The organism is Paraburkholderia steynii, from assembly GCF_900100565.1.
In the GTDB taxonomy this organism is placed as follows: domain Bacteria; phylum Pseudomonadota; class Gammaproteobacteria; order Burkholderiales; family Burkholderiaceae; genus Paraburkholderia; species Paraburkholderia terrae.
The window spans coordinates 318,666-344,804 of the sequence record NZ_FNDI01000002.1 but is presented as its reverse complement, the minus strand read 5'-3'; the positions used below and the strand labels follow the sequence as shown (position 1 = coordinate 344,804).

The following is a 26,139-nucleotide window of genomic DNA, read 5'->3' as shown; positions in this document are numbered from 1 at the left end:
TCACTCGAAAATGTGCTTGAAACGGCGTTCGGCGAGACGGCTGCAACCCATCACGATCGCGACGTTCGCGATCAGCAGCAGCACCGCGATACTCGCGCCGAGCGGCCAGTTGAGCGTGCCGAGGAATTCGTCGTAGGCAGCCGTCGCGACGACCTTCAGACGGCGCCCGCCGATCAGCGCAGGCGTCGCGAAGGCCGAAGCCGACAGCGCGAACACGATGATCGAGCCGGATAGAACGCCCGGCATGATCTGCGGCAGCACCACGCGGCGAAACACGCGCAGCGGCGAGCCGCCGAGCGACAGCCCCGCCCATTCGACCTGCGGATCGAGTTTTTGCAGCGTCGCCCACACGGACATCACCATGAACGGCACCAGCACATGCGTGAGCGCGATGATCATGCCCGTCATCGTGAACACGAGGCGGATCGGCTCGGACGTGATGTGCAAGGTCTGTAATGCGTTGTTGAGCACACCGTTGTTGCCGAGCAGAATCTGCCAGCCGAGCGTGCGCACGACGACGGAGATCAGCAACGGTCCGAGCACAATCAGCAGGCACAGCGACTGCCACGGCCGCTTCATGCGAGCGAGCACGATGGTTTCCGGCACGCCGAGCAGCACGCTCAGCAGCGTCACCGCGAGCGCGAGGCCCGCCGTGCGCAGGAAGATTTCCGCGTAGTACGGATCGCTCACGACCTCGGCGTAGTTCTTGAGCGTGTACGCGGTCTGCACGCCCGCCACGTCGCTGAAGACGCGAAACGACAGCAGCAGCGTCAGCACGAGCGGCACGAGCAGCAGTGCGCCGAACAGCAGCAGCGCGGGCGCGGACAGCAGCCACGGCGCGGCGCCCGCGCGCGAATCGTCAAGCGTTGCCATGGGCGCTCTCCCGGGTCAGCACGCGCAGATCGTCGTCGGTGAAGGCGAGGCCGACTTCGTGGCCTTCCTCGGGCGGCGGCGCGCCGAAATTCGGCTGCGCGACACGCAGCATGCCGAGTTCGGTGTCGACTTCGAGCAGCCATTGATTGCCGATGAACACGCGATTCGCGATGCGTCCGTGCATCCGGGCATCGCCATTCGCAAGGCGCACTTTCTCGGGACGGATGTATACGTCTACCGCGCCTTCCACGTCGCGGCCTTCATGCGGCACATGCAGCGTCGTGCCCGCAACGTCCACGACCGCGCAGCGTGGATTGCGGCCCCGCACTTCGCCCGGCAGCGTGTTGGTACGGCCGAGAAACGTCGACGCGAACGGCGTAGCGGGGCGCTCGTAGGCATCGAACGGCGTGCTCAGTTGCGCGATGCGCCCTTTGTGCAGCACGGCGATGCGATCGCTCATCGTCATCGCTTCGACCTGATCGTGCGTGACGAGGATCGTCGTGATGCCGAGGCGCTTCTGGATCGCGCGCAGTTCGATGTGCATTTCCTCGCGCAGCTTCGCGTCGAGATTCGACATCGGTTCGTCGAGCAACAGCAACTCGGGACGCATCGCCAGAGCACGGGCGATGGCGACGCGCTGGCGCTGGCCACCCGACAATTCCTTCGGGTAACGCGCGTCGAGTCCCTTCAGACGCACAAGATCGAGCGCTTCGGCGACGCGTACCGCGAGCTCATCGCGCTTCATATTGCGCATCTCCAGGCCGAAACCGACGTTGCCCGCCACCGTCATGTGTGGAAACAGCGCGTAGCTCTGGAACACCACGCCCATACCGCGCTTTTCGGGGCGCTCATGCGTGATGTCGCGGCCGCCCAGCGTGATGCGGCCCGCGCTCGGCGTGACGAAGCCGGCGATCATCTGCAGCGTGGTCGTCTTGCCGCAACCGGACGGACCGAGCAGCGACAGAAACTCGCCGCGTTCGACGGACAGATCGATATGCTCGACGGCAGTGAAGTCGCCGTAGCGCTTCGAGAGGCCTTGCAGGGTGAGGAAGGTCATAAGCGGCGGTCCTGTGCGGAGGCGGGCGTTGCGGCTGTGATGCGGCTGCGGTGCTTATCGCTCGACCGAGCGGTTCCAGCGCTCCGTCCATTCGGTGCGGTGCTGGTTGATCGTGGCCCAGTCCATCGCGGTCAGCTTGCTGACCTGGTCCGGGCCGTAGGGCACGCGCGCGGCCACGTCGGGCGTCAGCTTGACGGTCTTGTTGACGGGGCCGAGGCCGATGCCTTGCGCCTGCATCGCCTGCACTTCGGGGCTCAGCAGGTACTGGATGAAGTCCTGCGAGAGCTTGGGCTGCGCGTTCTCGGCCACGGGGCACGCCGCGACCTGCAACGCGACACCGCCTTCCTTCGGATACACGAACTTGAGCGGGAAGCCCGTGTTCTGCAGCGCGACCGCGCGGCCGCTGCCGTACGGCGCGATGATGACGTCGCCCGCCTGCATCAGACCATCCATCTCGCCGGGCGTCGGCGCCCATGACAGCACGTCGGGTGCGACCTGCTTCGTCATCGCGGTGAAGCCCGGGTCGATGTTCTTCTCGCCGCCGCCGTTCATCCGCGCGAGCATCACGAGCGTGTGCAGGCCATACGTGTTGGTGATGGGCGGCACGCCGAGCTTGCCCTTCAGGCGCTTGTCGGTCAGCACCTGCCACGAATCCGGCGCGGGCAGGCCGAGCTTCTTGAACGCCTGTTCGTTGTAGCCGATGCCCGTCGCCACCATGCCGACGCCGACGGCCGTCGGGCCGAGCCGCGCGAGCGGATAGAGGTCCTTCATCACGGGCGCCTCGTCGACCTTGGCGCACAGGCCAAGCTGCATGGCCTGATACATCGGGCCGTCGTCCATCACCGCGACGTTGATCTGCTGATGCCCTTTCTGCGCCTGGAGCTTCGCGAGCGTGTCGCTCGAATTGCCCGCGACGTAGACGATCTTCACGTCATGCGCCTTCTCGAACGGCGGGATGATCTTCTGACGATAGAGCTGCTCATTGGAGCCGCCGACGTTAGCGACATACAGCGTCGCCTCGGAGTGTGCGAGCAACGGCGCGGTCAGGCAGGCGGCGGAAAGGGCGGAGGAGAGGACACGGATCGTAAAACGGCAACGGCGGCGCAGCGTTTCTTGCATGACGACGATCTCCATTCAGTGTGGGAAGGACGCTCTGGCGGCGTGTCAATGGATCACAGTCTGGTCCGCAATGGTCATATCGTCCAATACGAATAAAATAGCTATCCATACATGGTTGATATGGGTTGAAGACGATGAACCTGAAGCATATCGAGGCGTTTCGTGCGGTGATGGTGGCCGGGTCGATGACGGCGGCGGCGAAAGCGCTCTTCACGTCGCAGCCGAACGTGAGCCGACTGATCTCGCAGCTCGAACGCGAAACGGGCTTGCTGCTGTTTCAACGCAGCGGCGTGCGGCTGATTCCGACCAGTGAGGGCACGGCGTTCTTTCGTGAAGTGGAGCGCGCGTATGTCGGCCTGCAGGGGCTCACCAATGCCGCTGCGCAGATTCGCAACCTGGGCAGCGGACGTCTGCGCATCGCGGCGATGCCGTCAGCGGGGCTGACGCTCGTGCCGCATGCGATCAAGCGCTTTCAGGACTTGCACCCGGGCGTGACCGTGTCGCTGCACGTGAACACGTCAGGCACGGTGAATCACTGGACGGCATCGCAGTTCTGCGATCTGGGCGTGGCCGTGTACATCAGCGAGGCGTCGAATTGCGATGTCGAAATGCTGTCGACAGTCGCCGCGGTCTGCGTGATGCCTGCTGCGCACCGGCTGGCTTCGAAGGCCGTCATCAAGCCTGCCGATCTGCAAGGCGAGTCGTTTATTTCGCTGTGTCATGGCGACGGCACGCGCGCGCAGATGGACGAGGTGTTCGTGCGCGCGGGCGTCGAACGCAAGCTCGCGATCGAGGCGCAATACACGGCGATCTGCTGTGAGCTGGTGCGCTGCGGAATGGGCGTGACGCTGGCGCATCCGGGCGTGGCGCTGGATTTTGCCGGACCGGATATCGCCATCCGGCCGTTTTCGCCGGCGGTGATGTTCCCGATGTATCTGCTGTTTCCGCCGAATCAACCGCGCGAGCGGCTGGCTGCGGCGTTCGTCGAAGTGCTCCGTACGGAGCATGAGGAAGTGATGGAGAAGCTGGCGCTGATCGTCCCTGACTCGACGCCGAAACGCGCGCGCAAGCAAAGCGCCAGGCGGGCGAGGCAATGACGCAAGGGGATGTTGCCGCGAACGCATCTGCGTCGTCGCGGCAACGCGCGCGAGTCGTTACAGATAGCTGCAGACGTAGTCGAGCGTTTCGACTACGTCGATGTCGAAGCGGCTCTTGCCGGGCACCGAGAACGTCTCGCCTGCGCTGTAGGTTTTCCACTCGTCGCTGCCTTCCAGACGAATGCGGCATGTGCCCGCCTGCACTTCCATCAACTCGGGTGCGTCGGTGCCGAAGTTGAGCGTGCCGGGCAGGATCACGCCCAGCGTCTTGCGCGTGCCGTCGGCGAAGAGAACGGTGTGCGACACGCACTTGCCGTCGAAGTAGACGTTGGCGCGTTTGACAACGGAAACCTGATCGAATTGCGTTGCGGCCGTCATGGCGGTGTTCCTCTGGGTCGTTGTGAATCAAGGCAGGAGCGCCGCATGAACGTGGCGACGCGAGGCCGCCATGATACAGCTTGCCTGCGGCGGGGCTGCGAATCCCCGCGCAGACAGCGGTGACTCTCAATTGCTGGCGACCAGCTTGAGTCCGATGACGCCGGCCAGAATGAGGGCGATGCAAAGTATCCTCATAGGCGCCGCGGAGTCGCCCAGTACCACGATGCCCAGCAGCGCCGTACCCGCCGCGCCGATACCTGTCCAGACGGCATAACCCGTTCCCACGGGCAGCGTACGCAGCGACAGTGAAAGAAGAAAGACACTCGACAAGCCGGTGGCGACGGTGAACAGCGCAGGCATCAATCGCGTAAATCCTTCCGACCACTTCATGCCGAAAGCGAATGCGATTTCAAGCAGGCCTGCGACACTCAGTAAAGCCCATGACATGGATGAAAGATTCATTGGTTGACTCGCCAGGCTTTGCGGCCGGGCGAGGTTGGGTCAGTGTGGGTTGATCAGTGTTGCGGCGGCGTGCGGAATGCGACGCCCAACCGGTTGAATACGTTCATCAAGCCGATCGCATAGGTGAGGTCCGCGAGTTCCTTGTCGCTGAATTCGGCGGCTGCGGCTTCATAGTCGGTGTCGGGGACGCGGGTTTCGGCCACGCGTGTCACGGCTTCCGCCCACGCCAGTGCGATCCGCTCGCGGTCGCTGAACACTGCGCCTGCTTCGCGCCAGACGGACACGAGTGCGAGCTTGTTGACCGTGACGCCGCGCTTGACGAGATCGCGGGTGTGCATGTCGATGCAGAACGCGCATCCGTTGATCTGCGAAACGCGCAGATAAACGAGATCGACCAGTTCTTTCGACAGGCCGGAATTCTGCAGCGTGACGTACACGCCGCCGAACGCCTTGTAGCCTTCAGGCGATGCCTTTGCGTAGTCGATGCGATTGTTCATGACGAGTCCTTGTGTGTGCTTGTTGAAAGACTCTATCGTGAGCGATCTTGGCCTGGTGATGAAGGTCCATAAATGGGTTTGAGTACCAGGCCAAGATTTCCGCGAAGATGACGGGGGCCGTCGTCATATCAGCGTCAGGATGCGACTGGCGAGATTCTCGGCAGTACGCCGCGAGTCGATATTCGTGAAGCTGACGAGCACGGCGGAAGCGCCATCGCGATTCGTCGTCCAGTCCGTCAAGGCTTCTCCGTACAGACCGTCTGCGCGCATGCGCGACACCAGCCGGCGGTCGGAGCGCCGGCCTTGCAGGCGCAAGATCAGATGCATGCCGCCTGGCTGCGAGTCGATTCGCAGGTGTCGCCCTAGCACGCTTTCCAGACCCTCTACGGCCGCTTCGCGACGCTCGGCATAGAGCTTTCTCATGCGTTGTATGTGCCGCGCGAAATGTCCTTCTGCGATGAAGGCCGCGACGATCGTCTGGGTCAGTTCGGGGCTGCCGCCTGCGAAAGCGTGAATGGATTGTTCGAACTGTTCGACCAGCGCTTCCGGCACGACAAGATACGCAAGGCGAAGGGAGGGCAGCAGAACCTTGCTGAACGTGCCCGCGTAAAGGACTCTGCCGTCGTGATCCAGACTCTTCAACGCAGGTAAAGGGCGACTGACGTAACGGTACTCGCCGTCATAGTCGTCCTCGATTACCCAAGCGTTGTTGCGTGTGGCCCAGTCCAGCAGCGCGAGGCGCCGCGGCAACGACAAGGACACGCAAAGCGGACTCTGATGCGCGGGCGTCACGACGGCTGCACGCGCCCTGGGCGCGAGTCGCAGTGCGTCGGAAACGACCATGCCTTCACTATCGACGGGTACGGACACAGCGGCGATATTCAGGCGCGCCAATACTTCCCGTGTAGGCGGAAAGCCAGGGTCTTCATGCCATACACGGTCCCCCGGCTTCAGCAACGTATGAGCGATCAACCCGAGGCTGTGACGGTATCCCGAGGTCACGAAAACCTGCGAGGGCGAGCAGTCGATCCCGCGCGACATCTGAAGGTAGGCGGCAATCGCGGTCCGCAATTCGGGTAAGCCGAATACGGACGGATGAACCATGTCGGAAGCTTGCATGGCGCGTACGCATCGCGCGCCTAGGCGCGCCCAGATCTTTCGCGGGAAGGCATCGAGAGCGGGCAAGCCCATCTGGAAGGGCAAGATCGAATCGGGCCGGAAACTGGGCTCGTCAGAACTTTCAGCCGGTTTGGGCTGCGTGGCCGCGACGAGCGTTCGCGGCTTGAGGCCAGGCGTCACGATCGTGCCTGCCTGGCCGCGCGCCTCGATATAGCCCTCGGCCGTCAGCAGTGAATAGGCTGTGTCGACGGTGCCTCTCGACAAACCCAATTCGTTCGCCAGCGCGCGTGCCGAGGGTATCCGGTCACCCGGCTTCAGCATGCCACCGGCGATAGCGGCGCAAAACCGATCGTAAATCTGCCGGTAGAAGGGCGAAACGGATGCGGGATCGAGCGGCGAAAGCGGGCTGGATTTCGAGGCGTTCATGGATCAGCCAGATGTGCGCAAATCACCAATGTAAGGCATGCCATGATGATCCCGATAGCCTGTACAAGGCAAATGCAGACGTGCCCGATTCTGCGCTGTCATGGTCTGGTGCAATTGTCGATTCATGGCTCTGCCAGCCAGGCCATCCGGTTCATAGACTGATTGCCCCATTTGCATACACCTTCACAACAAGGAAATCACTCGACATGGCGTTGCGTTCAATCAGGTCAGTCGCCGTATTTTGTGGCTCGAACCACGGCGCCTCGGAGACTTACGCCGACGCCGCGCGAGTGCTCGGCCGGATTCTGGCGGAGGCCGGGATGACGGTCATCTATGGCGGCACGACGAACGGTCTGATGGCTGTCGTCGCGGATGCTGCACTCGCTGCGGGCGGCAAAGTGCATGGTGTGACCACGGAAACCCTGCACCTGCGCGGACAGTCGCATCCCGGGCTGACAATGTGCGAGATCGCGCCGAGCCTGCAGCTTCGCAAAGCCCGCATGATCGAACTCGCGGATGCCTTTATTGCCTTGCCAGGCGGAATCGGGACGGTCGAAGAACTGATGCAGGTATGGTCGATGAACCAGCTTTCGGAGATCGACAAACCCGTGGGCCTGTTGAACTCCGCGGGCTTCTTCGGCGCGTTTCTGCAGTTCATCGATCACATGGTGGACACGAAATTCTTGCCGGCAGCGCACCGTCATTCGATATGCGTGGAGGCGGAAGCGGCAAGCCTCGTCGACCAGCTCCGCAGCTATACACACACGGATGTGCCCAAGTGGCTATAGGCTCGACTTTTCTCCCGCGACTTTCCCGGTGAGGCGCACACTCTAGCTAGCTAGTAAAGGCACCGTTCGACACCCCTCCAGAACCCGGAGAAACCCTCAGAGCGTTCGATCATCGCGCAGTCTTGCGCGATGATCGAACAAAAAGGGGCGATAATCCCTTGTGCTGTATGGCCTCGGGGCGCTACGCTGCGCTCCATCCTGTCGACATTCAGATAGTCGTCAGCCTACAAAGCTAGGAGACAACCATGACCGCAGTCCCGGCTCACGAGCCCCAGGGTAAGCATCAATCGAAGAAGGCCGCCGCCAGCGGCTGGATCGGATCGGCGCTTGAATACTACGATTTCTTCATCTATGCGACCGCATCGGCGCTGATCTTTCCGCAGATATTCTTTCCCAAGGGCAATGCCACAACCGCGATCGTCGCTTCGCTGGCGACGTACGGCGTGGGCTACGTGGCGCGGCCGATCGGTGCCTTCGTGCTCGGCCACCTCGGCGACACGCACGGCCGCAAGCAGGTACTGCTGGCCTGCATGTTCCTGATGGGCTTTTCGACGATCGGCGTTGGCCTGCTGCCCACGTATGATCAAGTCGGGTTGCTGGCGCCCCTGTTCCTCGTGATCCTGCGTCTGGTGCAGGGCTTCGCGGTGGCGGGCGAAATCTCCGGCGCAAGCTCGATGATTCTGGAGCACGCGCCGTTTGGCCGTCGCGGCTTCTACTCCAGCTTCACGCTGCAAGGCGTACAGGCCGGGCAGATTCTGGCTGCCGCCGTGTTCCTGCCGCTCGCGCACTACATGCCCGCCGAGCAGTTCAATGTCTGGGGCTGGCGCATTCCGTTCCTGCTGAGCTTCGTGGTCATCATCGCGGGCTGGATCATTCGCCGCAAGGTCGACGAGACGCCTGCGTTCAAGGAAGAGGGCGGTGCCGCACGTGCCCGCTCGCCGATCGTCGATGCGTTCAAGTACAGCACGCCGAACATGCTGCGCGTGATCTGCATGGCGCTGATGAACGTGATTCCCGTCGTGGCGACCATCTTCGGCGCGGCGTATGCGGTGCAGCCGGCCTACGGCATCGGCTTCGCGAAGGACATGTACCTGTGGATCCCCGTCGTCGGCAACATCGTCGCTGTGGTGGTGATTCCGTACGTCGGCAACCTGTCGGACAAGATCGGCCGCAAGCCGCCCATCATCGTCGGTTCGCTGCTGTCGGGCTTGCTGGCGTTCGCGTATCTCTACGCCATCAGCATTCACAGCGTGCCGCTCGCCTTCGTGATCTCGATCCTGATGTGGGGCGTGGTCTATCAGGGCTACAACGCCGTCTTCCCGAGCTTCTACCCCGAACTGTTCCCGACGGCCACCCGCGTCTCGGCGATGGCGATTGCGCAGAATATCGGCACCGCGATCACCGCGATGCTGCCCGCGCTGTTCACGGCCGTGGCGCCTCCGGGATCCAACAATATCTGGCTGACGGTCGGCGCCCTTGCTTTCGCGATCACCATCATCGCCGCACTGGCCGCGTTCAGCGCCCGCGAGACGTACCGTGTTCATATGGACGAACTCGGCCAGCCTGACGCTCACCCCGTCGACAAAATCGAGTATGACGCTGCGCGGGCTGCGGCATTCGCCCACTGAAGCACGCTGAAGCCCGCTGAGCGGAACTAGACGCCTGAGAGAGCAACTTGACCATGATTTCCGGAAAGACCACCCTCGTCGCGCACATCGGTTTTCCGACCGAGAGCTTCAAGTCGCCGATGATTTACAACCCATGGTTCGAGCAAAAAGGTATCGACGCGGTCGTTGTGCCGATGGGCGTCAAGGCGGAAGATTACGAGCAGAGCTTCAAGTCGATCTTCCGCTTCACCAATCTGCGCGGCGCGCTCATCACGATGCCGCACAAGGTGACGACGGTCGGACTGGTCGATGAAGTCACGCCTGCCGTGCGTATCGCGGGTGCCTGCAACGCGGTGCTCAAGCGTCCCGACGGCACGCTGCTCGGCGATCAGTTCGACGGCGCCGGCTTCGTGCGCGGTGTGCTGGGCAAGGGGCGGCAACTGAAGGGCGCACGCGTGCTGATCTCGGGCTCGGGCGGTGTCGGCTCGGCGATCGCGGCGTCGCTGGCGGCGGCGGGTGTCGCCGAACTCGCGTTGTACGACGCACGGAACGAATCCGCCGAGGGGCTCGCGCAGCGTCTGCGCGAGCACTACCCGGACTTGACGGTTCGCACCGGCTCGAAAGATCCCGACGGCTACGAGGTCGTCGTGAACGCGACGCCGCTCGGCATGAAGGAGGGCGATCCGCTGCCCTTCGATGTCGCGCGCATTGCGCCTACGTGCTTTGTCGGCGAAGTCGTGATGAAGTCGGAGTACACGCCGTTCCTGCGCGCCGCGCGTGAGAAGGGCTGTGAAGTGCAGGTCGGTACCGACATGCTGTTCGAGATGATTCCCGCCTATCTGGAGTTCTTCGGCTTCGGGACTGCTACGCCCGACGAGTTGCGCAGCGCGGCGACCATCGCCTACTAAGTCGCTGTTTCGATGTCCCCTTCGTATCGCGGCTCCCTGAGATTGCTGCGTCGCCCGGTCGATGTGCGCGGCCTTCTGCATGGGGCAGACGGCTGCCGCCTTCGTCGATCCGTAATCTCGCTACGGCGCGTGGCCGATGGTCGTTCCGATGAGCGCGGAATAGTCCGACGGTCCGCGCTCAATCGACGACGGCCACGATATTGACCGTCCCCTGTCTCGCCATCTTCGCGTACGGGCACAAACGCTCCGCGTTGCGCACCAGTTCTTCCGCCACCGCCCGGCCGACGCCCGGTATCCGTACCCGCACATCGATCACGAGCGCATAGCCGCCATCCATCGGATCGCGGCCAAAGGCGACCTGCACGTCGACGGCAATGTCGTTGAGTTCCATCTTGGCCCGCTTGCCGAGCAGATTGAGCGCGCCATGAAAGCAGCCGGCAAAGCCCGCGGCGAACAGTTGCTCGGGATTGGTTCCGTCGCCGGGACCGCCGAGTTCGGTGGGCAAGCGCAGTTGTACATCGAGGTTGCCGTCGGCCGAGCGAGCCACGCCGGATGCGCGGCCATGTCCCGTCTCGCCGCCCGATACGGTGACCGATGTCGTGTAAAGCGCCTCGAACTCCCGGCCGCGATATCGGTCGAGCAGGGAAAGCGGGGGCGCTTCCAGTTTCTTTTTCATGATTTGTTCTCAGGCCAGACCGTGAGCCTCGATGTGATCGATGGCCCTTGCCCCAAGCCTTCTCCCTTTTCAGACCAAGCGACAGTACACCCGGCCCTATGTTAAGTGACGGAAAAATGGCGCGGTAGAGTCGTTCACGGACTCACGGTGTTTCCCGAATGGCGTCAATCCGCGGCGCGTTTTTTGTTCAGTCGAAATGTACAGGCATGGGAAGCGGTTCCACATCTGTTCGATGTGTCCTAAACTGAGAAAGCTAGCCGAAAGGCCGCCCCGCCGAAAGCCGGCCGCGCCGAAAGGCGGCCCCGCCGGGCGCAGCGCGGCCGGGTTCGCGAAGCGCCTCCCTTTATTCAGCGGCTGGCCAGATTTCTTCCACGAACGCCAAACTGTGGGAACCGTCGATGGATCACTCGGATGCATCGCTGCATGCTTTTCGCGTTGGCTTGCCCAACCCGGCCGACGCCCTGTCCACCTGTTTTTCGACAAGCTACGCGGGAATCATCGCCTTCATGGCGGTCGCGACGGAAGGCAGCTTCGCGAAAGCGGGCGAGCGTCTGGGAATAGGGCGCTCGGCCGTCAGCCGCAATGTTCAGAAGCTTGAATCGCAACTCAGTACCCGGCTATTTCTCCGCACGACGAGGTCCACGCATCTGACCCGCGAGGGCGAGCGCTTCTTCGAGAACTGTAATCAGGGCGTGACGCATATCGTCGACGCCATGAACGACATGCTCGATCTGCGCCTTGGTCCGCCGCGCGGCGTGCTTCGCATCAGCTCGAATGTGGGCTTCGGGCGCAAGGTCGTGGCGCCGCTGCTTGCGCAGTTTTGCGAGGCTTACCCCGATATCGCCGTCGATCTCATTCTCGATGACAAGCCAGCGGACTTCGCCGCCGAGCAGATCGACGTCGCGTTTCGCGACGGCTGCATCGAAGACTCCAGCATCATTGCGAAGCAGCTGGTTCCGATGCAAATGGTGCTGTGCGCGTCACGGCTCTACGCCGAACAACATGGTTTGCCCATGACGCTCGAAGAACTGGCGCAGCATGAATGCGTCAATCTCAGGTTCTCGGGCGGGCGCGTCTACGAATGGGAATTCAAGGTCGACGGCCATATGCGCAAGTTCCTGCCGACGGCCAGACTGACGTTCAACGATGCAGACCTGGTATTGCGCGCGGTGCTCGAAGGGCGCGGCATCGCGCAATTGCCGGGCTATCAGGTCGCCGATCACATCGCGCGCAATGAACTCGTGATGGCCTTGAGGCGGCACGTGCCAGACGATCGGGGACACTACATCTGCTACCTCTGCCGACAGCATCTGCCTTCGCGCATCCGCGTGTTCGTCGATTTCATGACCGAGCATATCCGGGCGCTGAATCTGCTTTGCCTCGACGATTTTTATATCGACACGCTGGAAAGCGAGCGGCAGGCATGATGCGCTGATCGTCGCTTACGGGGTGCGCATTGGTGCTCACGCGGCAACGGTGAGTGTTCACGCGTGTATCTACCGGTGCAGAAGCGCGCCACCTACCATTCAGTCATATCGACGCGCCGTCGATATCTGGATGGAGGGCATCATGCTTCGCGTCGAACCTCTATGGGCGTTGACCGGCTGGATCGTGCTGGTCGCAATCAATATCGCACTTGCCATTGCCGTCTCGTTTAGCGGCGCTATCTGATTTCTGTTTGCCTGGCGGGTGGCTCGCATCTTCATTCCGTAATCCCGTGGCCCGTAAAATAGGTTTCGTTGCACTGCGTTGACGGGCACGAGACTCCACAAGGAAAACAAGGAATGAACGACCGGTCACCGCAAAAGCGCTTGCGGCCCCGAAAGACACCGAGCCAGCCGCGCTCGGAAGAGACAGTCGCATCGATCATCGAGGCCGCCGCGCAGATTCTCGAAGCGGAAGGCTTCGACGGTTTCAACACGAATGCGGTGGCCGCGCGGGCCGGCGTCAGCATCGGCTCGCTATATCAGTACTTTCCGGGCAAGGACGCACTGACGGTCGCGCTGATCCGGCGTGAGATGACGCGTTTTCATGAGGACATCGCCGTCGCCCTCACGAAGCGCAGCGGCAAGGCCGGACTGGAGTATCTGATCGGCGCGGCCGTGCGCCAGCAATTGCAGCGTCCGCGCCTGGCGCGACTTCTCGATATCGAAGAGGGCCGGCCTGCATTGCGCGATGAACTGGCCACGTCGGAACTCGAACAGATGGCCACCGAGGTCATCAAACGCGCGATCCCCCGGCACACCCATCCCGAAGTCGCGGCAGGCGACCTGTTCGCCATTGTCCGGGGCATCGTCGATGCGGCTGGCGAGCGGGGCGAGACCGATATCGGGAACCTCGAATATCGCGTGCGGGCCGCTGTGTTCGGTTATCTGTCGAAGACGGGCTCGCCTTGAATGCACGGCGAAACATGCGCGAATGTGAGCAAACGGATTGCCGACTGTGGTCGGTTATTGGCTGAAACGCCTTTGCACAGGCGGGTTTCGCGTGCATCGACGCGTGTACGCAATGCGAGTTGTTGAATGTGAGCCTCTGCTTTTATTCTGAGGTCCTCGGGCGGACGTGGCATAGGGCCACCGCCCATGTATGAGAGACCGATGATGAATGACCTTACCCAAAGCATGAAGCTCAACCATCTGAGCTTTCCTTCCGCCGATACCGCCGCGACCGCGCAGTTCTTTGAACAGTACCTGGGCTTCACGATCGCGGGAACGTGGGAGAAGTCGTACATCCTGAAGCGTCCCGGCTACGACGTCGTGATCGATCACACCAGCGATGATGTCCCGGCGTGGCCGAAGAATTTTCATGTCGGCTTCGAACTGCCGGGCGTCGATGACGTTCACACGTTGTATGAGCGTTTCAAGGCGGACGGCGTGCAGATGGAAACGGGCATTTTCAATAATGGGCGCGGCTCGCGCTTCTTTTGTCGCGCGCCGGGCGGCGTGATGTTCGAATTGAACACACGCCGCGACGCGGCGCCCGAATATCGCGGCACATTCGACAACTGAGAATGCCCTGATCATAAAGAGGATCTGAATACTCTTTATGATTGGAGCAGGGCAAGGCGTTCGTGGTGTCGGACTAGGCGGACTACGGCTCGACGACATTGAAATCGCCGTCGAACTGATCGAGCGTTTCGAGCAGCGCGCGGAACAGCGCAACATCGCCTTCCAGCTGAATCTCACGCGCCGCGACGGCATCCTTGAAGCCCGTCTCGCCACAGAGAATGCGGTTAAGCGTGTGCCTCGACATCGAAACGTGCAGATCGGCGCCTTCCCCACGCGCGGACGATGACCACGTCAACGCACCGTGTTGCAGATTCAGCGTGAACTGCCTGCGAATATCTGTGAATCGCCAGTCGATCTGCATCTTCAGATGCTGCGCCTTCAACCCATCGACCCTTACCGCAAGGTAGTCGAAGAACATTTCTTCCGTTATCGCACACACCATGTCACGGCTGCGGTTGCCGAATTGCGTCGATGCCTCGCCGCGCCCCTCGCGCAACTCACGCGCGCCGAGCAGGAACGCGTTACGCCACGTGGCCGATTCCGCCTGATAGCCCATCTGCTCCAGCGCAGCCGCGCCGAGTTCGCGCGCCTCGCGCAAGCGCGGTTGAGCAAACACGAGATGATTCATCACCTGTGCGACCCACCGGTACTCGCCCTTTTCGAAGTCCACGTGGGCACGTTCGAGAATCGCATCCGCGCCGCCCATGTACTCGACGTAGCGGGGTGCCGACGCTTCCGGCGGCAGCGCGTGCAGGTGACTCGGATTGCCGTCGTACCAGCTCAGATAGTGCTGGTAAATCGCCTTCACGTTGTGCGATACGGTGCCGTAGTAGCCGCGCGTATGCCACGTGTTGAGCAACGCATCGGGCAGCCGGATCTGCTCGGCGATTTCGACGGCATTCAGTCCGCGGTTCATGAGCCGTACGGTCTGATCGTGCAGAAACTTGTAGAGATCCCGTTGCGCCTCCAGGTAGTCGACGATCCGCTCGTTGCCCCACGTCGGCCAGTTGTGCTGCGCGAACACGACTTGCGCGTCGTGTCCATAGCGGTCGAGCGATTCGCCGAGGTAGCGCGACCACAGTTGCGCGTTGCGAACCTGCGCGCCGCGCAGCGGACACAGATTGTGCAGCGAGCGCGTGCCGTTCTCGGCGAGATTGAGCGCGCGTTCTTGCGGAAAGTAGAAGTGCATCTCGGCGGGCGCTTCGCTTTCAGGCGTCAGCTGGAACACGATCTCGACGCCGTCGATCACGTGCGTCTCCGACGTCTCTTTGATCAGTTGCGTCGGCGCGATCAGCGTGATGGTCCCGCGTGGGATGGTTTTGCCCATGCCCGCGTCGATCTGGCAACAGGCGTTGCGCGCGAGCGTGTGGCCGAACTGGAACTGCGCGCGGCGCGCCATGGCCGTGCCCGCCATCACGTTCTCCGACACCGCCTCTTCCATGAATCCCGCTGGCGCGATGATCGCCGTCTTGCCTGCCGTCACATCCTGCTCGCTGACGACACCACGCACACCTCCGAAATGATCGGCGTGACTGTGACTGTAGATCACCGCGACAACGGGGCGCTTCGGCCGATGCGCAAAATACAGATCGAGCGCGGCTGAGGCTGTCTCCTTGCAGGTCAGCGGATCGATCACGATCAGCCCGCTGTCGCCCTCGATAAACGTGATGTTCGAGACGTCGAAGCCTCTCACCTGGTAGATGCGTTCCGTCACCCTGAACAGCCCATGCAACATGTTCAGCCGCGCGTGACGCCATAACGCGGGATGAGCCGTCGCGGGCGCGCGTTCTTCTTCGAGAAAGCGATAGTCTGCGAGGCTCCAGACCAGTTGATCGTACGCGCCGCGAATCTCCGCATCGGGAATCGTGCCGATGAAACCACGTCGCGCGTCGGCCTCTTCAAGGGGATCGTCCGGCGGCAGTTCGCGCAGCGCACGCTCTTGCGCGGACACAGTGACAGCGGACGCAGGCAATGATTGATAAGGCGTCTGGTGTGGCATCAAATGCTCCTGTTAGACAGGTTGCGCCCGCGGTCTCACTCAGGACTCGTGGACGCTAAATACCCGGTTGTTGGTTTCTCGAATCAGCGCGCAGCGGCGCGAATCATGTCCGCCGCCTTTTCACCGATCATCATCGCGGGCGCATTCGTATTGCCGCCGATCAGCGTAGGCATGATCGAGCAATCGACGACGCGCAATCGCTCGACACCTATCACGCGCAGTTCGTTATCGACGACCGCGAGCGGGTCATTGGCCGCCCCCATCCGGCAGGTGCCGACCGGGTGGTACAAACAATCGGCGTGGCCGCGCACGAAGGCGCGCAGGCTTTCCTCGCTCGTGAAGCTTTCGCTTTTCATCTCGCGTCCACCGAGGTCTTTCATGGCCGGCTGGTTCATCACGTCGCGCATGATGCGAATCCCGGCGATCAGCGTTTCCATGTCGCGCGGCGCGCTCATCAGACGCGTATCGATCAGCGGCGCTTCGCGCATGTCAGGCGACCGGAGACGAACGACACCGCGGCTCTCGGGGCGCAGCACGCAGATATGCCCCGAGTAGCCGTGCCCGAGCTTGCGCCGGCTGCCCATGTTGCGATTGCCGATCAGCGCGACCGTGAACACGAGATTGAGGTCGGGGCGATCAAGTTCAGGACGGCTCTTCACGAACGCGCCGGCTTCGACGAAGTTCGATGTCAGCATGCCGGCACGCTGGCGCCGGTAGCGGCGGATCTCCTTCAACAGCCGCAAGCCGCCGCGCAGCGTGGCGCCGAACAGATCGGTGCTGTCGAGTTGCGTATTGATGACAATGTCGAGATGGTCCTGCAGGTTCTCGCCGACGCCGGGCAGGTCGTGACGCACCTCGATGCCCATTTCCTGCAGATGCTTCGCCGGCCCGATCCCTGAGGCGAGCAGCAGTTGCGGCGAATTGAACACGCCGCCGCTTACGATCACCTCGCGTCGGGCGCGCAAGGTCTGTTCGACGCCGTCGCGCGAGACCACCACGCCCACCGCGCGCCGGCCTTCGAACACGAGCCGTAGCGCCTGCGTTCCCGTCAGCACATGCAGGTTATGGCGGCCGCCGTTGTAGCGCCCATCGACGGTCTTGCCGCGATGCAGGTACGCACGCGCGGCGTTCCAGCGTTCGCCGTTGTGCTGGGTCACCTGGTAGTAGCCGAAGCCTTCCTGTTCGGCGCCGTTGAAGTCATCGTTCAGCGTGTGGCCCGCCTGCTGTGCGGCTTGCAGGAAGTACTCGCAGAACGGGTTGGGCGAACGAAGGTCGTTGACGTACAGGGGCCCGTCCGTGCCATGCCACGGGTTGGCCGTGCCGGCAAAGCGTGTGTTGTTTTCGCTGCGTCTGAAATACGGCAGGACGTCGTCGTAGCTCCATCCCGTGCAGCCTTGCGCCGCCCAGTCGTCGTAATCCTTGCGATGGCCCCGGATATACACCATGCCGTTGAGCGACGACGAGCCGCCGAGCACGCGTCCACGGGGCTGGTAGCTGCGGCGGCCATCGAGTTCCGGCTGAGGCTCGGTGTAGTAGCCGTAGTTATACGGGCCTGGCTTGACGACGGTTTTGGCGAGACCGACGGGTGTCCAGATCAGGTAGTGGTCGTCGGGGCCGCCGTTTTCGAGCACGGCGACGCTGACGGTCGGATCGTCGGACAGACGTCCCGCGACGGCGCAACCGGCGGAGCCGGCACCGATCACGAGATAGTCGTATTCGCCGGAAAGCGGCGGGGAGGCGGACCGGGTCATCGATGGGTTCCTTATTGTTGTGCGGCAGGCGTGGGCGCGCCGTCGCTGTCTCCAGGCGGTATGCGGTACGACGATAGAGGCAGTGTGGTAAAGGCGGGACTACCCGAAACGGGGAGGGGTGGAGATGGAGAGGCGTGATCGTCGGATCGGCTTGCCCGCGATCAGGCGAGGCCCTGCAAAATCGTCCAATACTTTCGACAAAACTTTCCCTAGCATCTCTCCAAGGTTGGTTCACCAGGAGAAGGGAATTGTCTTTGCAAGCAGAAGCACCGTTGTCGGCTGAAACGGAAGCCGCACGGAAGCCGGAGCGCTGCGTTATCGTCGTGGACGCAGCGTTGGCGCCGGGCAAGGCGTCGAACGCGGCAGCCGTCGTTGCGTTCACGCTGGGGCAGCGCCACAGTCATCTCGTCGGCGCGCCATTGCGGGAGAGCGACGGCACCGCGCATCCCGGTCTCATCCCGATCGGCATTCCCGTGCTCAAGGCCACGGCGCAGCAATTGAGCGAGCTTCGGCAGAAATCGCTGGCGCACTGCGACGTGGTCGACTTTCCCGTGCAAGGGCAGGCCACCACCGACTACGACGCCTTTCTCGACGCCGTCAACGCGCTGTCCGGACCTTCGTTGCAGTACCTCGCAATCGGCCTCGTCGGACCGAGGAACAGGATCGGCAAACTGGTCGGCGGCTTCGCGCTGTTCGCATGATGATCGCCAACCTCACATCGGAACTGGACGGGCAGGTCTGGTCCATCGGCATCAACCGCCCGGACAAGCGCAACGCGCTTAACGGCACGATGTTCGATGCGCTCGCGAACGCGCTGCGGCTTGCACAGGGCGACGTGCGCGTCCATTGCGTGCTGCTGCACGGAACCAGCGATTGCTTCTGCGCGGGTCACGACACGGCCGCATTCGGCTCGCTCTGGCCGCAGACCGCCGACGGTGCAGTCACGCGCTGCATCAACGCCTTTGCAGAGCAACCCAAGCCGCTGGTCGCCGCGGTGAACGGCGCGGCGGTGGGCTTCGGCGCGACGATGCTGCTGCATGCCGACTGGGTGGTCGCCGGCGAAAGCGCGATGTTCCGCTTTCCGTTCGCCGACCTCGGCATCGTCCCCGAAGCGGGCGCGACGGCCTTGCTGTCTCGCCGGGTCGGCGATCTGGTTGCACGCGACTGGTTGATGAGCGGTCGCCCGATCAGCGCGGCGGAAGCCTTGCAATGTGGCTTCGTGTCACGCGTGGTGCGTGACGCCGAGGTGCGAGAAGCGGCCGTCGAGTACGCATCGCGCCTCGCTTCCAAGCCGCCGAGCGCGCTTCAGGCCACACGGCGCCTGTTGCGCGAGGGCGCCACGCTGTCGGCCGCGCAGGCAATCGAGAGCGAGCTTGCGTATCTCAACGCGTATATACCGGCTGTTTCATGGAGGTCGATCCCTCATGCGTAGCGTTCATATCGTCCATGCTCACCCGGAGCCGCGCTCCTTCTGCACGGCAATGGCGCATGACGCGCGACGCCTGCTGACGGCGCGCGGCGACCACGTGAGCTTTTCCGATCTATACGCGCTCGACTTCGATCCCGTCGTCCGCGCGAGCGATTTCACCGAACGCGCTAATCAGGACTATCTCGTCTACGCGTTAGAGCAGCGCCATGCGCGCGAACACGATGCCGTTGCGCCCGATATCCAGCGCGAAGTCGATGCGCTAATGGCCAGCGACACGCTGATGCTGGTGTTCCCGCTCTACTGGTTCTCGGTACCGGCGCTCGTCAAGGGCTGGATCGACCGCTGCTTCCTGTCGGGCGCGCTGTATGGCGGCAAGCGCATCTACGGTCGAGGCGGCATGGTAGGCAAGCGGGCCGTGATCGGCGCCACGCTCGGCGGACGCGAGCACATGTTCGGCGAGCAAGGCATTCATGGCGAACTCGCGCGCGGCATGCTGCGTCATCTGTTGCAGGGCACGCTCGGCTATGTCGGCTACGAAGTGCTCGAACCGTTCTTCGCGTGGCATGTCCCGTACTGCTCGTCAGCCGAGCGGGCGGATACGCTCACGCGTTGGGGTGAATTCGTCGAGCGGCTCGACGAGCAGCCGTCGATGACGATGCCGCGACTGGAGGACTATGATGATATTTTTCGTCCGCTTCCACAGGCCGCATCACGATGAAAGCCACACTGCCGACGCCTTCCGTCAAGCTCTGGCGCGCGCCCGATGTCATGGATGCAGTCATGCTCAAGGGCCAGTTCGTCGGCCACCGGTATCCGCCGCACACGCATGACACCCATTGCCTTGCCGTGATCACGGGCGGAACGCTCGCGGTCGAGGTCCGGCAGGAGCGGCGCCTGTGCCGTCGCGGCGACGTGATCGTCATCGATGCGGACGTCGTGCATGCAGGCGTAGCCGCCGGCGATGGCCACTGGAAGATGCGCGTCGAGCACGTGCAGCCTGCGGCGCTTGCTGCGTATTGCGAGCGGCTTGGCATTCCACGACGCGAACGGTTCGAGGTGACGAGTCCGTTCATCGTCGACCCTGAGGTGTCGCGATACCTCTATGGCGTGAACTGGTGTTCCGAAGTGGACGACGATCCATTCAAGCGCAGCGAGGCGCTCGCGTGTGCTGTCGTCGGCCTGCATGCGCGGCACGTGGCACGTGCGGCCGATCTCCCCGTGGTGCGCAGAGAGCCTGCGCTGGTTCGCGCGGTCAAGAGCCGTCTATGCGAGGACCTGCACGCGCGGGTCACGCTATCGACGCTCGCCTGCGAGTTCAACGTGACGCCGTTCGTACTGCTGCGTGCATTCGAGCGCGAAGTCGGGCTGAGCCCGCATGCGTTCCAGCAGCAGGAACGCGTGCGTCACGCCATGCCGATGCTGCGATCCGGCAGACCCATCGCGGAAGTCGGCGCGCGAACCGGCTTTGCCGATCAGTCGCACTTTACGCGCGTGTTCAAGCAGCAAACGGGCGTGACACCGAAGGTGTATCAGGCCGCGTTTTCATGATCGACGAAGCGGGCATGCGATCGGGCAGGGCAGCATCGGCGGCGGCATGCCGAAGCATGCCGCCCGAACCCACCCGCGAGCCGCCGCGCAGCTTCACGCGCTCAGAACCGATAACCCACCTGCAGATGCGCCGCCTGCGCGGACGCATGCCCCGTCGCGATCAGCGCGTCGTAGTCGATCGACACGCTCAACGCTTTCGTCGGCTGCATGCCGAGGCTGACGCCCGCCGTCAACTGATCGCGCGGCAGCGTGGTGCCGGACGCGGCGAACAGCGTGCCGTCCTGCGCGCCGACCGTCACGGTGCGGCCAGTGCCGAGCAACTCGCACGCATACCCGACTCGCAGTTCGAGGTTCATCGGCCGTAGCTGATTGCCGAAGTCCTTGTCGAACGAAATCTGCGCGTAGGGTTGCAGGCTGCGCACGTTGTCGGTGCCGACCATCAGATCCTGGCCATTCGCGCCGCTTTCGTTGAAGCCGTTGGCGTGGAGATACGAGAAGCGCATGCCGATGCGCGGCGTCACCTTGACGCCGCCAAGCGCGAGCGGCAACGCCGCCTGTGCAGCCGCCGATCCCTCCTGCCCCACGTGATCCCCTTCGGCCGTGCCCACTGTGCCGAAAGGCCGCTTCTGCGACAGAAAATCGATGCCCCCGCCAACCGTTGCGGAGACATCGACGGGGCCGAACGTTCTCGCTCCGTATAGCGCCGCGCGCAGCGAATCCGTCGTGCCGGAGTCGCCCGTACCATCCTCGCTGATGTCGTTGTGGTTGTAGCTGCCCGCGACACCGACCGTCGACGCGCCGACACGATGATCGAGTCCGGCGATGAAGCCATAGTTGCGCGCTTCGAAGCCCGGCGCGCCGCCCGTGCCGTGTATCTTCGTCTGCGAACCCGTCGCGTGTACCCACACCGACTTGCCGATCATCTCGTAGCCCGACAGCGCCACGCGTTCGAGCAGCGCGGCGTTGGTCGCCTGCGCGGACAGCGTGAGCGTCGTGCCGAGCGCGGTGTAGATGCTCGTGTCGGTGGGCGCGACAATCGTCACGCCCGTCGGCGCGCTGCCGGCGGGCGGCTGCTGCCCGAGTCCGCTCAGCACCAGATCGACTTCGTTCGCGGCATATTCGACGGATTGCTGCAACGAGCCGAGGTTCGCGCCGCTGGCGAGCGTGCTCGAGACATTCGTGAAGCGGCCGTTCACGCCCGCATTTGCGGTCACGATCGCGTATCGGGTGGCCTGATAGGTGCCCGGGTCGTAGACGATCCGCAGCCCGCCGTTGAGCGTCGCCGCGCCGCCTACCCGCAACTGCGAACCCGAGGTCGGGCTCACTTCGATCGCGAGCGTCGCGCTACTTGCCTGCGTGTAGTTGCCGCCGACTGTCAGCGTGCCGATCGAGCCGCCCGGCATCACGACGCCGTTGTTCGTCACGCTGCCCGCGATCGAACCATGGCCGCGCAGGGTGCCCGGCGCATCGACGATGACGTCGCCGCCCAGTTGCGCGCCAGGATTGTCGATATCGCCGACGGCGAGCGTGCCCGTCATCACCTCGGTTGCGCCCGTGAACAGATGGCTGTTGCCGTTCAGCACGACGGTGCCCGTGCCTTGCTGCTCGATGCGGCCTGCGCCCGTGACATTGCCTATGTAGGTGATTGCATCCGGCCGGTTGAATACGAGCAGACCGTCGTTGACGGTGTTGCCGACGAGTTCGCCCGCCGCCGTGCCCTGGCCGATCGTCAGCGTGCCGCCTGCCGACACGACGGGATTCGTCAGTGATCCGAACAGATGTTGCGTGCCGCCGCTCAGCACCTGCGTGCCGCTCACGCTCGCGCCGCTCGATACCGTCTGCGTGCCGCCGCTCGCGACGATCGAGCCGTTCGCGGTGCCGCCCGACAGCACGTCCTGCGTGCCGCCCGAAGCCACCATCGTGCTTGACGTCACGCCCCCTGAGCCAACCGTCTGCATGCCGCCCGACGCGACCGACGTGCCGTTCGTCACGCCGCCCGAACTGACCGTCTGCGTGCCGCCCGAAGCGACCGACGTCCCGGACGTGACGCCTCCGGAACCGACCGTTTGCGTGCCGCCCGAAGCGACTGTCGTGCCGGACGTGATGCCGCCCGAACTGACCGTCTGCGTGCCGCCCGAGGCCACCGTCGTGCCGCTTGTCTTGCCTCCGCCTGTCACCGTTTGCTGACCGCCGCTGCCGACGGATGTACCGACCGTCATCCCGCCCGACACGACCTCGCTGCCGCCGCTGCTCACGACGGTACCGCTCGCGGTTCCACCTGAGTTCACGACCGACGAGCCACCGCTCGACACGACCGTGCCGCTCGCCGTGCCGCCCGACGTTACGATGCTAGACCCGCCACTGCCGACGGAGGTCCCCGTCGCAACACCGCCCGACGAGACGAATTGCGTGCCACCGCTGAGCTGCGTACCACTTACGGCGCCGCCCGCCAGAACCGCCTGCGTGCCGCCACTGCTCACCACTGTCCCGCGCGTGATGCCACCCGACGAGACGACCTGCTGCCCGCCGCTGCTCACTTGCGTGTTGCTCGTCGTGCCGCCCGCGACGTCCTGCGTGCCGCCGGATACGACCTGCGTGCCTTGCGTCGTCCCGCCCGACGACACGACTTCCCGTCCGCCGCTACTGACGACCGTGCCGTTCGTCGTGCCGCCCGCGCTGACGATCACGTTGCCGCCCGCCATCGCCGTCGTGCCCGACGCGGTGCCGAACACCGTCTGCGAACCGTTGGACGTCACCGTCGTGCCGACCGTGGTGCCGCCCGCCGACACGACTTCGGAGCCGCCCGACGTCACGAAAGAACCGCTCGCCGTGCCGCCCGCCAACACCGTGTCGACACCGCCGCTGCCAACCGACGTGTTGATCGCGGTATTGCCCGCGAGCACCGTCAGCGCGCCGCCGTTTTCGACGATCACGTTCTGCGCGGTGCCGGAGACTATCGTGAATACGCCATTCGCATTGGTGCCGGACACAGTCGCGGACGTATTGGTGACGAGCGCGGCGCCTGCCAGTTGCGTGACGCCGACGGCTGTTCCGCCCGACGACACAGTGAGCCTGCCGCCACTCGACACCGTGGTCGCCGATGCCGTGCCGTTCGTCAGCACGGTTTGTGCGCCGCCGCTGTTGACGGACGTGTCGATCGTCGTGCCGCCCGCCGACACGATCACGAGTCCGCCGCTGCCGGCCGTGGTCTGGGTCGCCGTGTCGCCCGCCAGCACCGACAGTTGCCCGCCGTTCTCGACGATCACGTTTTGCGCCTGGCCGCTGACGATGCTGAACGCGCCGCTGGCGTTGCTGCCGCTCACGGTCGCCGACGTATCGGTGATGAGCGCCGCGCCTGCGCTCTGCGTGACGTTGACGGCCGTGCCGCCGCCCGACACGATCAGCCGGCCGCCGTTGTTGACCGTCGCGCCATCCGCGACGCCGCCCGACGACACGAGCAATTGGCCGCCGTTGCTGACGGTCGTGTTGTCCGCCTCGCCGCCGCCTTGCACGGTTGCGCTGCCGCGATTACCGATTTGCGTGCCGCTCGCCGTCGTGCCGCTGAGTACGCTCAGCGAGCCGCCGCCTTCGAGAAACACGCCTTGCGCGACACCGTTGGAAATCGAGAACGCGTTGGTCGTGCCGTTCGCAGTGTTGGTGCCCGTGACGGTCGCCGACGTATTCGTGATGAGCGCCGCGCCCGACTGCTGCGTGACGTTCGTCGCGGTGCCGCCGGACGACACGGTCAACGTGCCGCCGTTTCCAACCGTGGTGGCCGTGGCCGAAGCGCCCGCGACGACCACAGCAGAGCCCTGATTGACGATGTGCGTGTTGGTTGCCGAATTGCCGGCCAGCACTGTCAGCGTGCCGCCGTTTTCGAGCAGGATGTTGTTCGCGGCGCCGCTCGAAATCGAGAAGGTGTTGCCGTCGCCGTTGATGCCGCCGACGGTCGCCGAGGTGTCGGTGATAAGTGCCGCGCCGCTCGATTGTACGATTCCCGTCGCGCTTGCGCCGCCGGACACGGCGATCGTGCCGCCGCTGAGTACGGTCGTGTTGCTCGCCGTGCCGGCCGCCGATACTGTCTGCCGTCCGCCATTGCTGACAGTCGCGCTGGTCGCGACACCGCCGCTCAGCACGTTCTGCGTGCCGCCGCCGCGAATGCTTGCCCCGCTGTCGGTGCCTTGAACGTTCTCGGTGCCGCCTGCTGAGAGCGTCGTCGATACAGCCGTGCCGCCGCTGGAGACCGTCAGTGCGCCGCCGCTCACGACGGCACTCACTATCGATCCGCCGCTGCCGACACTCGCCTGGCCGCCGTTGTTGACCGACGTCGCACTCGCAACGCCACCGGACGACACGATCAACCGGCCGCCCGCGCCGACCGTCGCTGACGTGTCGATACCCGCGACGTTTTCGATGCCGCCCGCGTTGATCGTCGTGCGTGTCGCGTTGCCGCCCGCCGAAACGGTCAGCGTGCCGCCGCTGAGGATAGTGCCGACCGCCGACCCGCCGCTGCTAACGATGCTCTGGCCGCCCACCACGGTCGTCGCGCTCGCCGTGCCGCCCGAAAACACGGTCTGCGACGCGCCGCTGCTGATGGTGGCCGACAGGTCCGTGCCCATGACCGAGTCGACACCACCCGACGAGACCGTCGTGCGCGTCGCGCTGCCGCCTGCGGAGACGATGATCTGCCCGCCGGCGCTGACCGTCGTTCCGCGCGCGACGCCACCCGACGACACGCTCACTGTGCCCAGGCTGCGTACCGTCGTGCCGCTCGCAATACCGCCGCCCGCGACGATCTGCACGGACGAACCGCTCACGATCGTGCCACTTGCCAGGCCACCGGATGAAACGACTTCAGACGCACCGCCCAGCAACGTCGTGCCGCTCGTCGTACCGCCCGCATCGACGACGTCGCTGCCGCCGCTGATGGTCGCGCCACGCGCCACGCCGCCCGACGACACGTGCATGAGTCCGCCCGTAGCGACACTCGTGCTCTGCGCCACGCCACCCGACAACACGGCCTGCGTGCCGCCAAGGCCGACGCTCGTGTTGCTGGTGACACCACCGGACAGCACGTTCTGCAAGCCACCCAGCGTCACGCTATCGTTGACCGTCTTGCCGAGCACGTTTTCCGTGCCGCCGATCGTCGCGCCTGTTTCGGTGTCGCCCGCGGCGACCGTCGTCTGGGCGAGTGCGCCTTGTGCGAGCCACGGCTGGATCGTCAGCGCCGCGAGCAGCATGCCGAGCAGGCGCGAACATCGGCGGTAGCGCCGGCCGAAAGCGCGCACGACGTGCACAGCGTGCATGCGACGCCACGTCATTCTTGTCATTGTGTTCCCCGAATTTCCCTGTATTCACTACTGCACTTCTTTTGTTGTTTGTCGTGCTACGGGTACT

The 26,139-nt window shown here is 64.0% G+C and carries 22 protein-coding genes; 11 read left to right on the top strand and 11 right to left on the bottom strand.

The window, feature by feature from the left end:
- From BLT65_RS05450 to BLT65_RS05440, 3 genes are read right to left on the bottom strand one after another with little or no spacing between them, the layout of a single operon-like run.
- Positions 1-873: an ABC transporter permease gene (locus BLT65_RS05450; protein WP_091775665.1), complete on the bottom strand. Its 873-nt coding sequence runs from the start codon at positions 871-873 to the stop codon at positions 1-3.
- On the bottom strand, positions 860-1,930 hold the full coding sequence (locus tag BLT65_RS05445) for an ABC transporter ATP-binding protein (protein ID WP_091775662.1): 1,071 nt from the start codon (positions 1,928-1,930) through the stop codon (positions 860-862). The genes BLT65_RS05450 and BLT65_RS05445 overlap by 14 nt, the downstream gene beginning before the upstream one ends.
- A gap of 54 nt (positions 1,931-1,984) precedes the next feature.
- Positions 1,985-3,049 (bottom strand): ABC transporter substrate-binding protein, encoded by a 1,065-nt coding sequence (locus BLT65_RS05440; RefSeq protein WP_042306257.1) that lies wholly within the window; start codon positions 3,047-3,049, stop codon positions 1,985-1,987.
- Between the two features lie 134 nt (positions 3,050-3,183).
- Here BLT65_RS05440 and BLT65_RS05435 point away from each other — a divergent pair, with 134 nt between their 5' ends.
- Complete coding sequence (locus tag BLT65_RS05435; protein WP_091776135.1) at positions 3,184-4,146, top strand: LysR substrate-binding domain-containing protein; 963 nt, start codon at positions 3,184-3,186, stop codon at positions 4,144-4,146.
- Between the two features lie 57 nt (positions 4,147-4,203).
- On the opposite strand, the gene ppnP is transcribed toward BLT65_RS05435, so the two are convergent.
- The 4 genes from ppnP to pdxR all read right to left on the bottom strand — a co-directional run bounded on the left by ppnP (position 4,204) and on the right by pdxR (position 7,028).
- Positions 4,204-4,524: a pyrimidine/purine nucleoside phosphorylase gene (gene ppnP, locus BLT65_RS05430; RefSeq protein ID WP_007730846.1), complete on the bottom strand. Its 321-nt coding sequence runs from the start codon at positions 4,522-4,524 to the stop codon at positions 4,204-4,206.
- 126 nt (positions 4,525-4,650) lie between these two features.
- Complete coding sequence (gene sugE, locus BLT65_RS05425) at positions 4,651-4,971, bottom strand: quaternary ammonium compound efflux SMR transporter SugE (protein WP_091776131.1); 321 nt, start codon at positions 4,969-4,971, stop codon at positions 4,651-4,653.
- 68 nt (positions 4,972-5,039) lie between these two features.
- On the bottom strand, positions 5,040-5,483 hold the full coding sequence (locus BLT65_RS05420; RefSeq protein WP_091775659.1) for a carboxymuconolactone decarboxylase family protein: 444 nt from the start codon (positions 5,481-5,483) through the stop codon (positions 5,040-5,042).
- Positions 5,484-5,606: 123 nt separating this feature from the next.
- On the bottom strand, positions 5,607-7,028 hold the full coding sequence (gene pdxR / locus BLT65_RS05415) for a MocR-like pyridoxine biosynthesis transcription factor PdxR (protein ID WP_091775656.1): 1,422 nt from the start codon (positions 7,026-7,028) through the stop codon (positions 5,607-5,609).
- An 11-nt stretch (positions 7,029-7,039) separates the two neighbouring features.
- On the opposite strand from pdxR, the gene BLT65_RS05410 reads away from it, so the two are divergent.
- The 3 genes from BLT65_RS05410 (at position 7,040) to BLT65_RS05400 (ending at position 10,331) form a co-directional block, all read left to right on the top strand.
- Positions 7,040-7,816: an LOG family protein gene (locus BLT65_RS05410; RefSeq protein WP_244186426.1), complete on the top strand. Its 777-nt coding sequence runs from the start codon at positions 7,040-7,042 to the stop codon at positions 7,814-7,816.
- Between the two features lie 245 nt (positions 7,817-8,061).
- The gene (locus BLT65_RS05405) at positions 8,062-9,444 is read left to right on the top strand and encodes an MFS transporter (protein ID WP_091775650.1); all 1,383 of its coding nucleotides are present in this window, start codon (positions 8,062-8,064) and stop codon (positions 9,442-9,444) included.
- Between the two features lie 53 nt (positions 9,445-9,497).
- The gene (locus BLT65_RS05400) at positions 9,498-10,331 is read left to right on the top strand and encodes a shikimate dehydrogenase family protein (protein ID WP_042306188.1); all 834 of its coding nucleotides are present in this window, start codon (positions 9,498-9,500) and stop codon (positions 10,329-10,331) included.
- A 178-nt stretch (positions 10,332-10,509) separates the two neighbouring features.
- On the opposite strand, the gene BLT65_RS05395 is transcribed toward BLT65_RS05400, so the two are convergent.
- Positions 10,510-11,007: an Ohr family peroxiredoxin gene (locus BLT65_RS05395; protein ID WP_042306187.1), complete on the bottom strand. Its 498-nt coding sequence runs from the start codon at positions 11,005-11,007 to the stop codon at positions 10,510-10,512.
- 398 nt (positions 11,008-11,405) lie between these two features.
- On the opposite strand from BLT65_RS05395, the gene BLT65_RS05390 reads away from it, so the two are divergent.
- From BLT65_RS05390 to BLT65_RS05380, 3 genes are all read left to right on the top strand, one after another.
- Positions 11,406-12,434 carry a LysR family transcriptional regulator gene (locus BLT65_RS05390; protein WP_091775647.1) on the top strand — a complete coding sequence of 343 codons (1,029 nt, stop codon included), beginning with the start codon at positions 11,406-11,408 and terminating at the stop codon, positions 12,432-12,434.
- A gap of 357 nt (positions 12,435-12,791) precedes the next feature.
- Positions 12,792-13,403: a TetR/AcrR family transcriptional regulator gene (locus tag BLT65_RS05385; RefSeq protein ID WP_091775644.1), complete on the top strand. Its 612-nt coding sequence runs from the start codon at positions 12,792-12,794 to the stop codon at positions 13,401-13,403.
- 204 nt (positions 13,404-13,607) lie between these two features.
- On the top strand, positions 13,608-14,015 hold the full coding sequence (locus tag BLT65_RS05380) for a VOC family protein (protein ID WP_208545737.1): 408 nt from the start codon (positions 13,608-13,610) through the stop codon (positions 14,013-14,015).
- 82 nt (positions 14,016-14,097) lie between these two features.
- Here the strand turns inward: BLT65_RS05380 and BLT65_RS05375 are convergent, their stop codons facing one another.
- Both BLT65_RS05375 and BLT65_RS05370 read right to left on the bottom strand, forming a co-directional pair.
- Positions 14,098-16,014 (bottom strand): alkyl/aryl-sulfatase, encoded by a 1,917-nt coding sequence (locus BLT65_RS05375; RefSeq protein WP_091775639.1) that lies wholly within the window; start codon positions 16,012-16,014, stop codon positions 14,098-14,100.
- An 83-nt stretch (positions 16,015-16,097) separates the two neighbouring features.
- Positions 16,098-17,765, bottom strand: coding sequence for a GMC family oxidoreductase (locus BLT65_RS05370; protein WP_091775635.1), 1,668 nt, complete (start codon positions 17,763-17,765; stop codon positions 16,098-16,100).
- Positions 17,766-18,013: 248 nt separating this feature from the next.
- On the opposite strand from BLT65_RS05370, the gene BLT65_RS05365 reads away from it, so the two are divergent.
- From BLT65_RS05365 to BLT65_RS05350, 4 genes are read left to right on the top strand one after another with little or no spacing between them, the layout of a single operon-like run.
- On the top strand, positions 18,014-18,466 hold the full coding sequence (locus BLT65_RS05365) for a DUF2000 domain-containing protein (RefSeq protein WP_091775632.1): 453 nt from the start codon (positions 18,014-18,016) through the stop codon (positions 18,464-18,466).
- Entirely contained in the window at positions 18,463-19,197 is a 735-nt protein-coding gene (locus BLT65_RS05360) for an enoyl-CoA hydratase-related protein (RefSeq protein WP_091775629.1), read from the top strand. Before BLT65_RS05365 ends, BLT65_RS05360 begins: the two co-directional genes overlap by 4 nt.
- The gene (locus tag BLT65_RS05355) at positions 19,190-19,912 is read left to right on the top strand and encodes an NAD(P)H-dependent oxidoreductase (RefSeq protein ID WP_091775626.1); all 723 of its coding nucleotides are present in this window, start codon (positions 19,190-19,192) and stop codon (positions 19,910-19,912) included. The genes BLT65_RS05360 and BLT65_RS05355 overlap by 8 nt, the downstream gene beginning before the upstream one ends.
- On the top strand, positions 19,909-20,742 hold the full coding sequence (locus BLT65_RS05350) for a helix-turn-helix domain-containing protein (RefSeq protein ID WP_091775623.1): 834 nt from the start codon (positions 19,909-19,911) through the stop codon (positions 20,740-20,742). The genes BLT65_RS05355 and BLT65_RS05350 overlap by 4 nt, the downstream gene beginning before the upstream one ends.
- 101 nt (positions 20,743-20,843) lie before the next feature.
- Here BLT65_RS05350 and BLT65_RS05345 read toward each other — a convergent pair whose 3' ends face one another.
- Positions 20,844-26,048, bottom strand: coding sequence for an AIDA repeat-containing protein (locus BLT65_RS05345; RefSeq protein ID WP_167306449.1), 5,205 nt, complete (start codon positions 26,046-26,048; stop codon positions 20,844-20,846).
- Positions 26,049-26,139 lie beyond the last annotated feature (91 nt).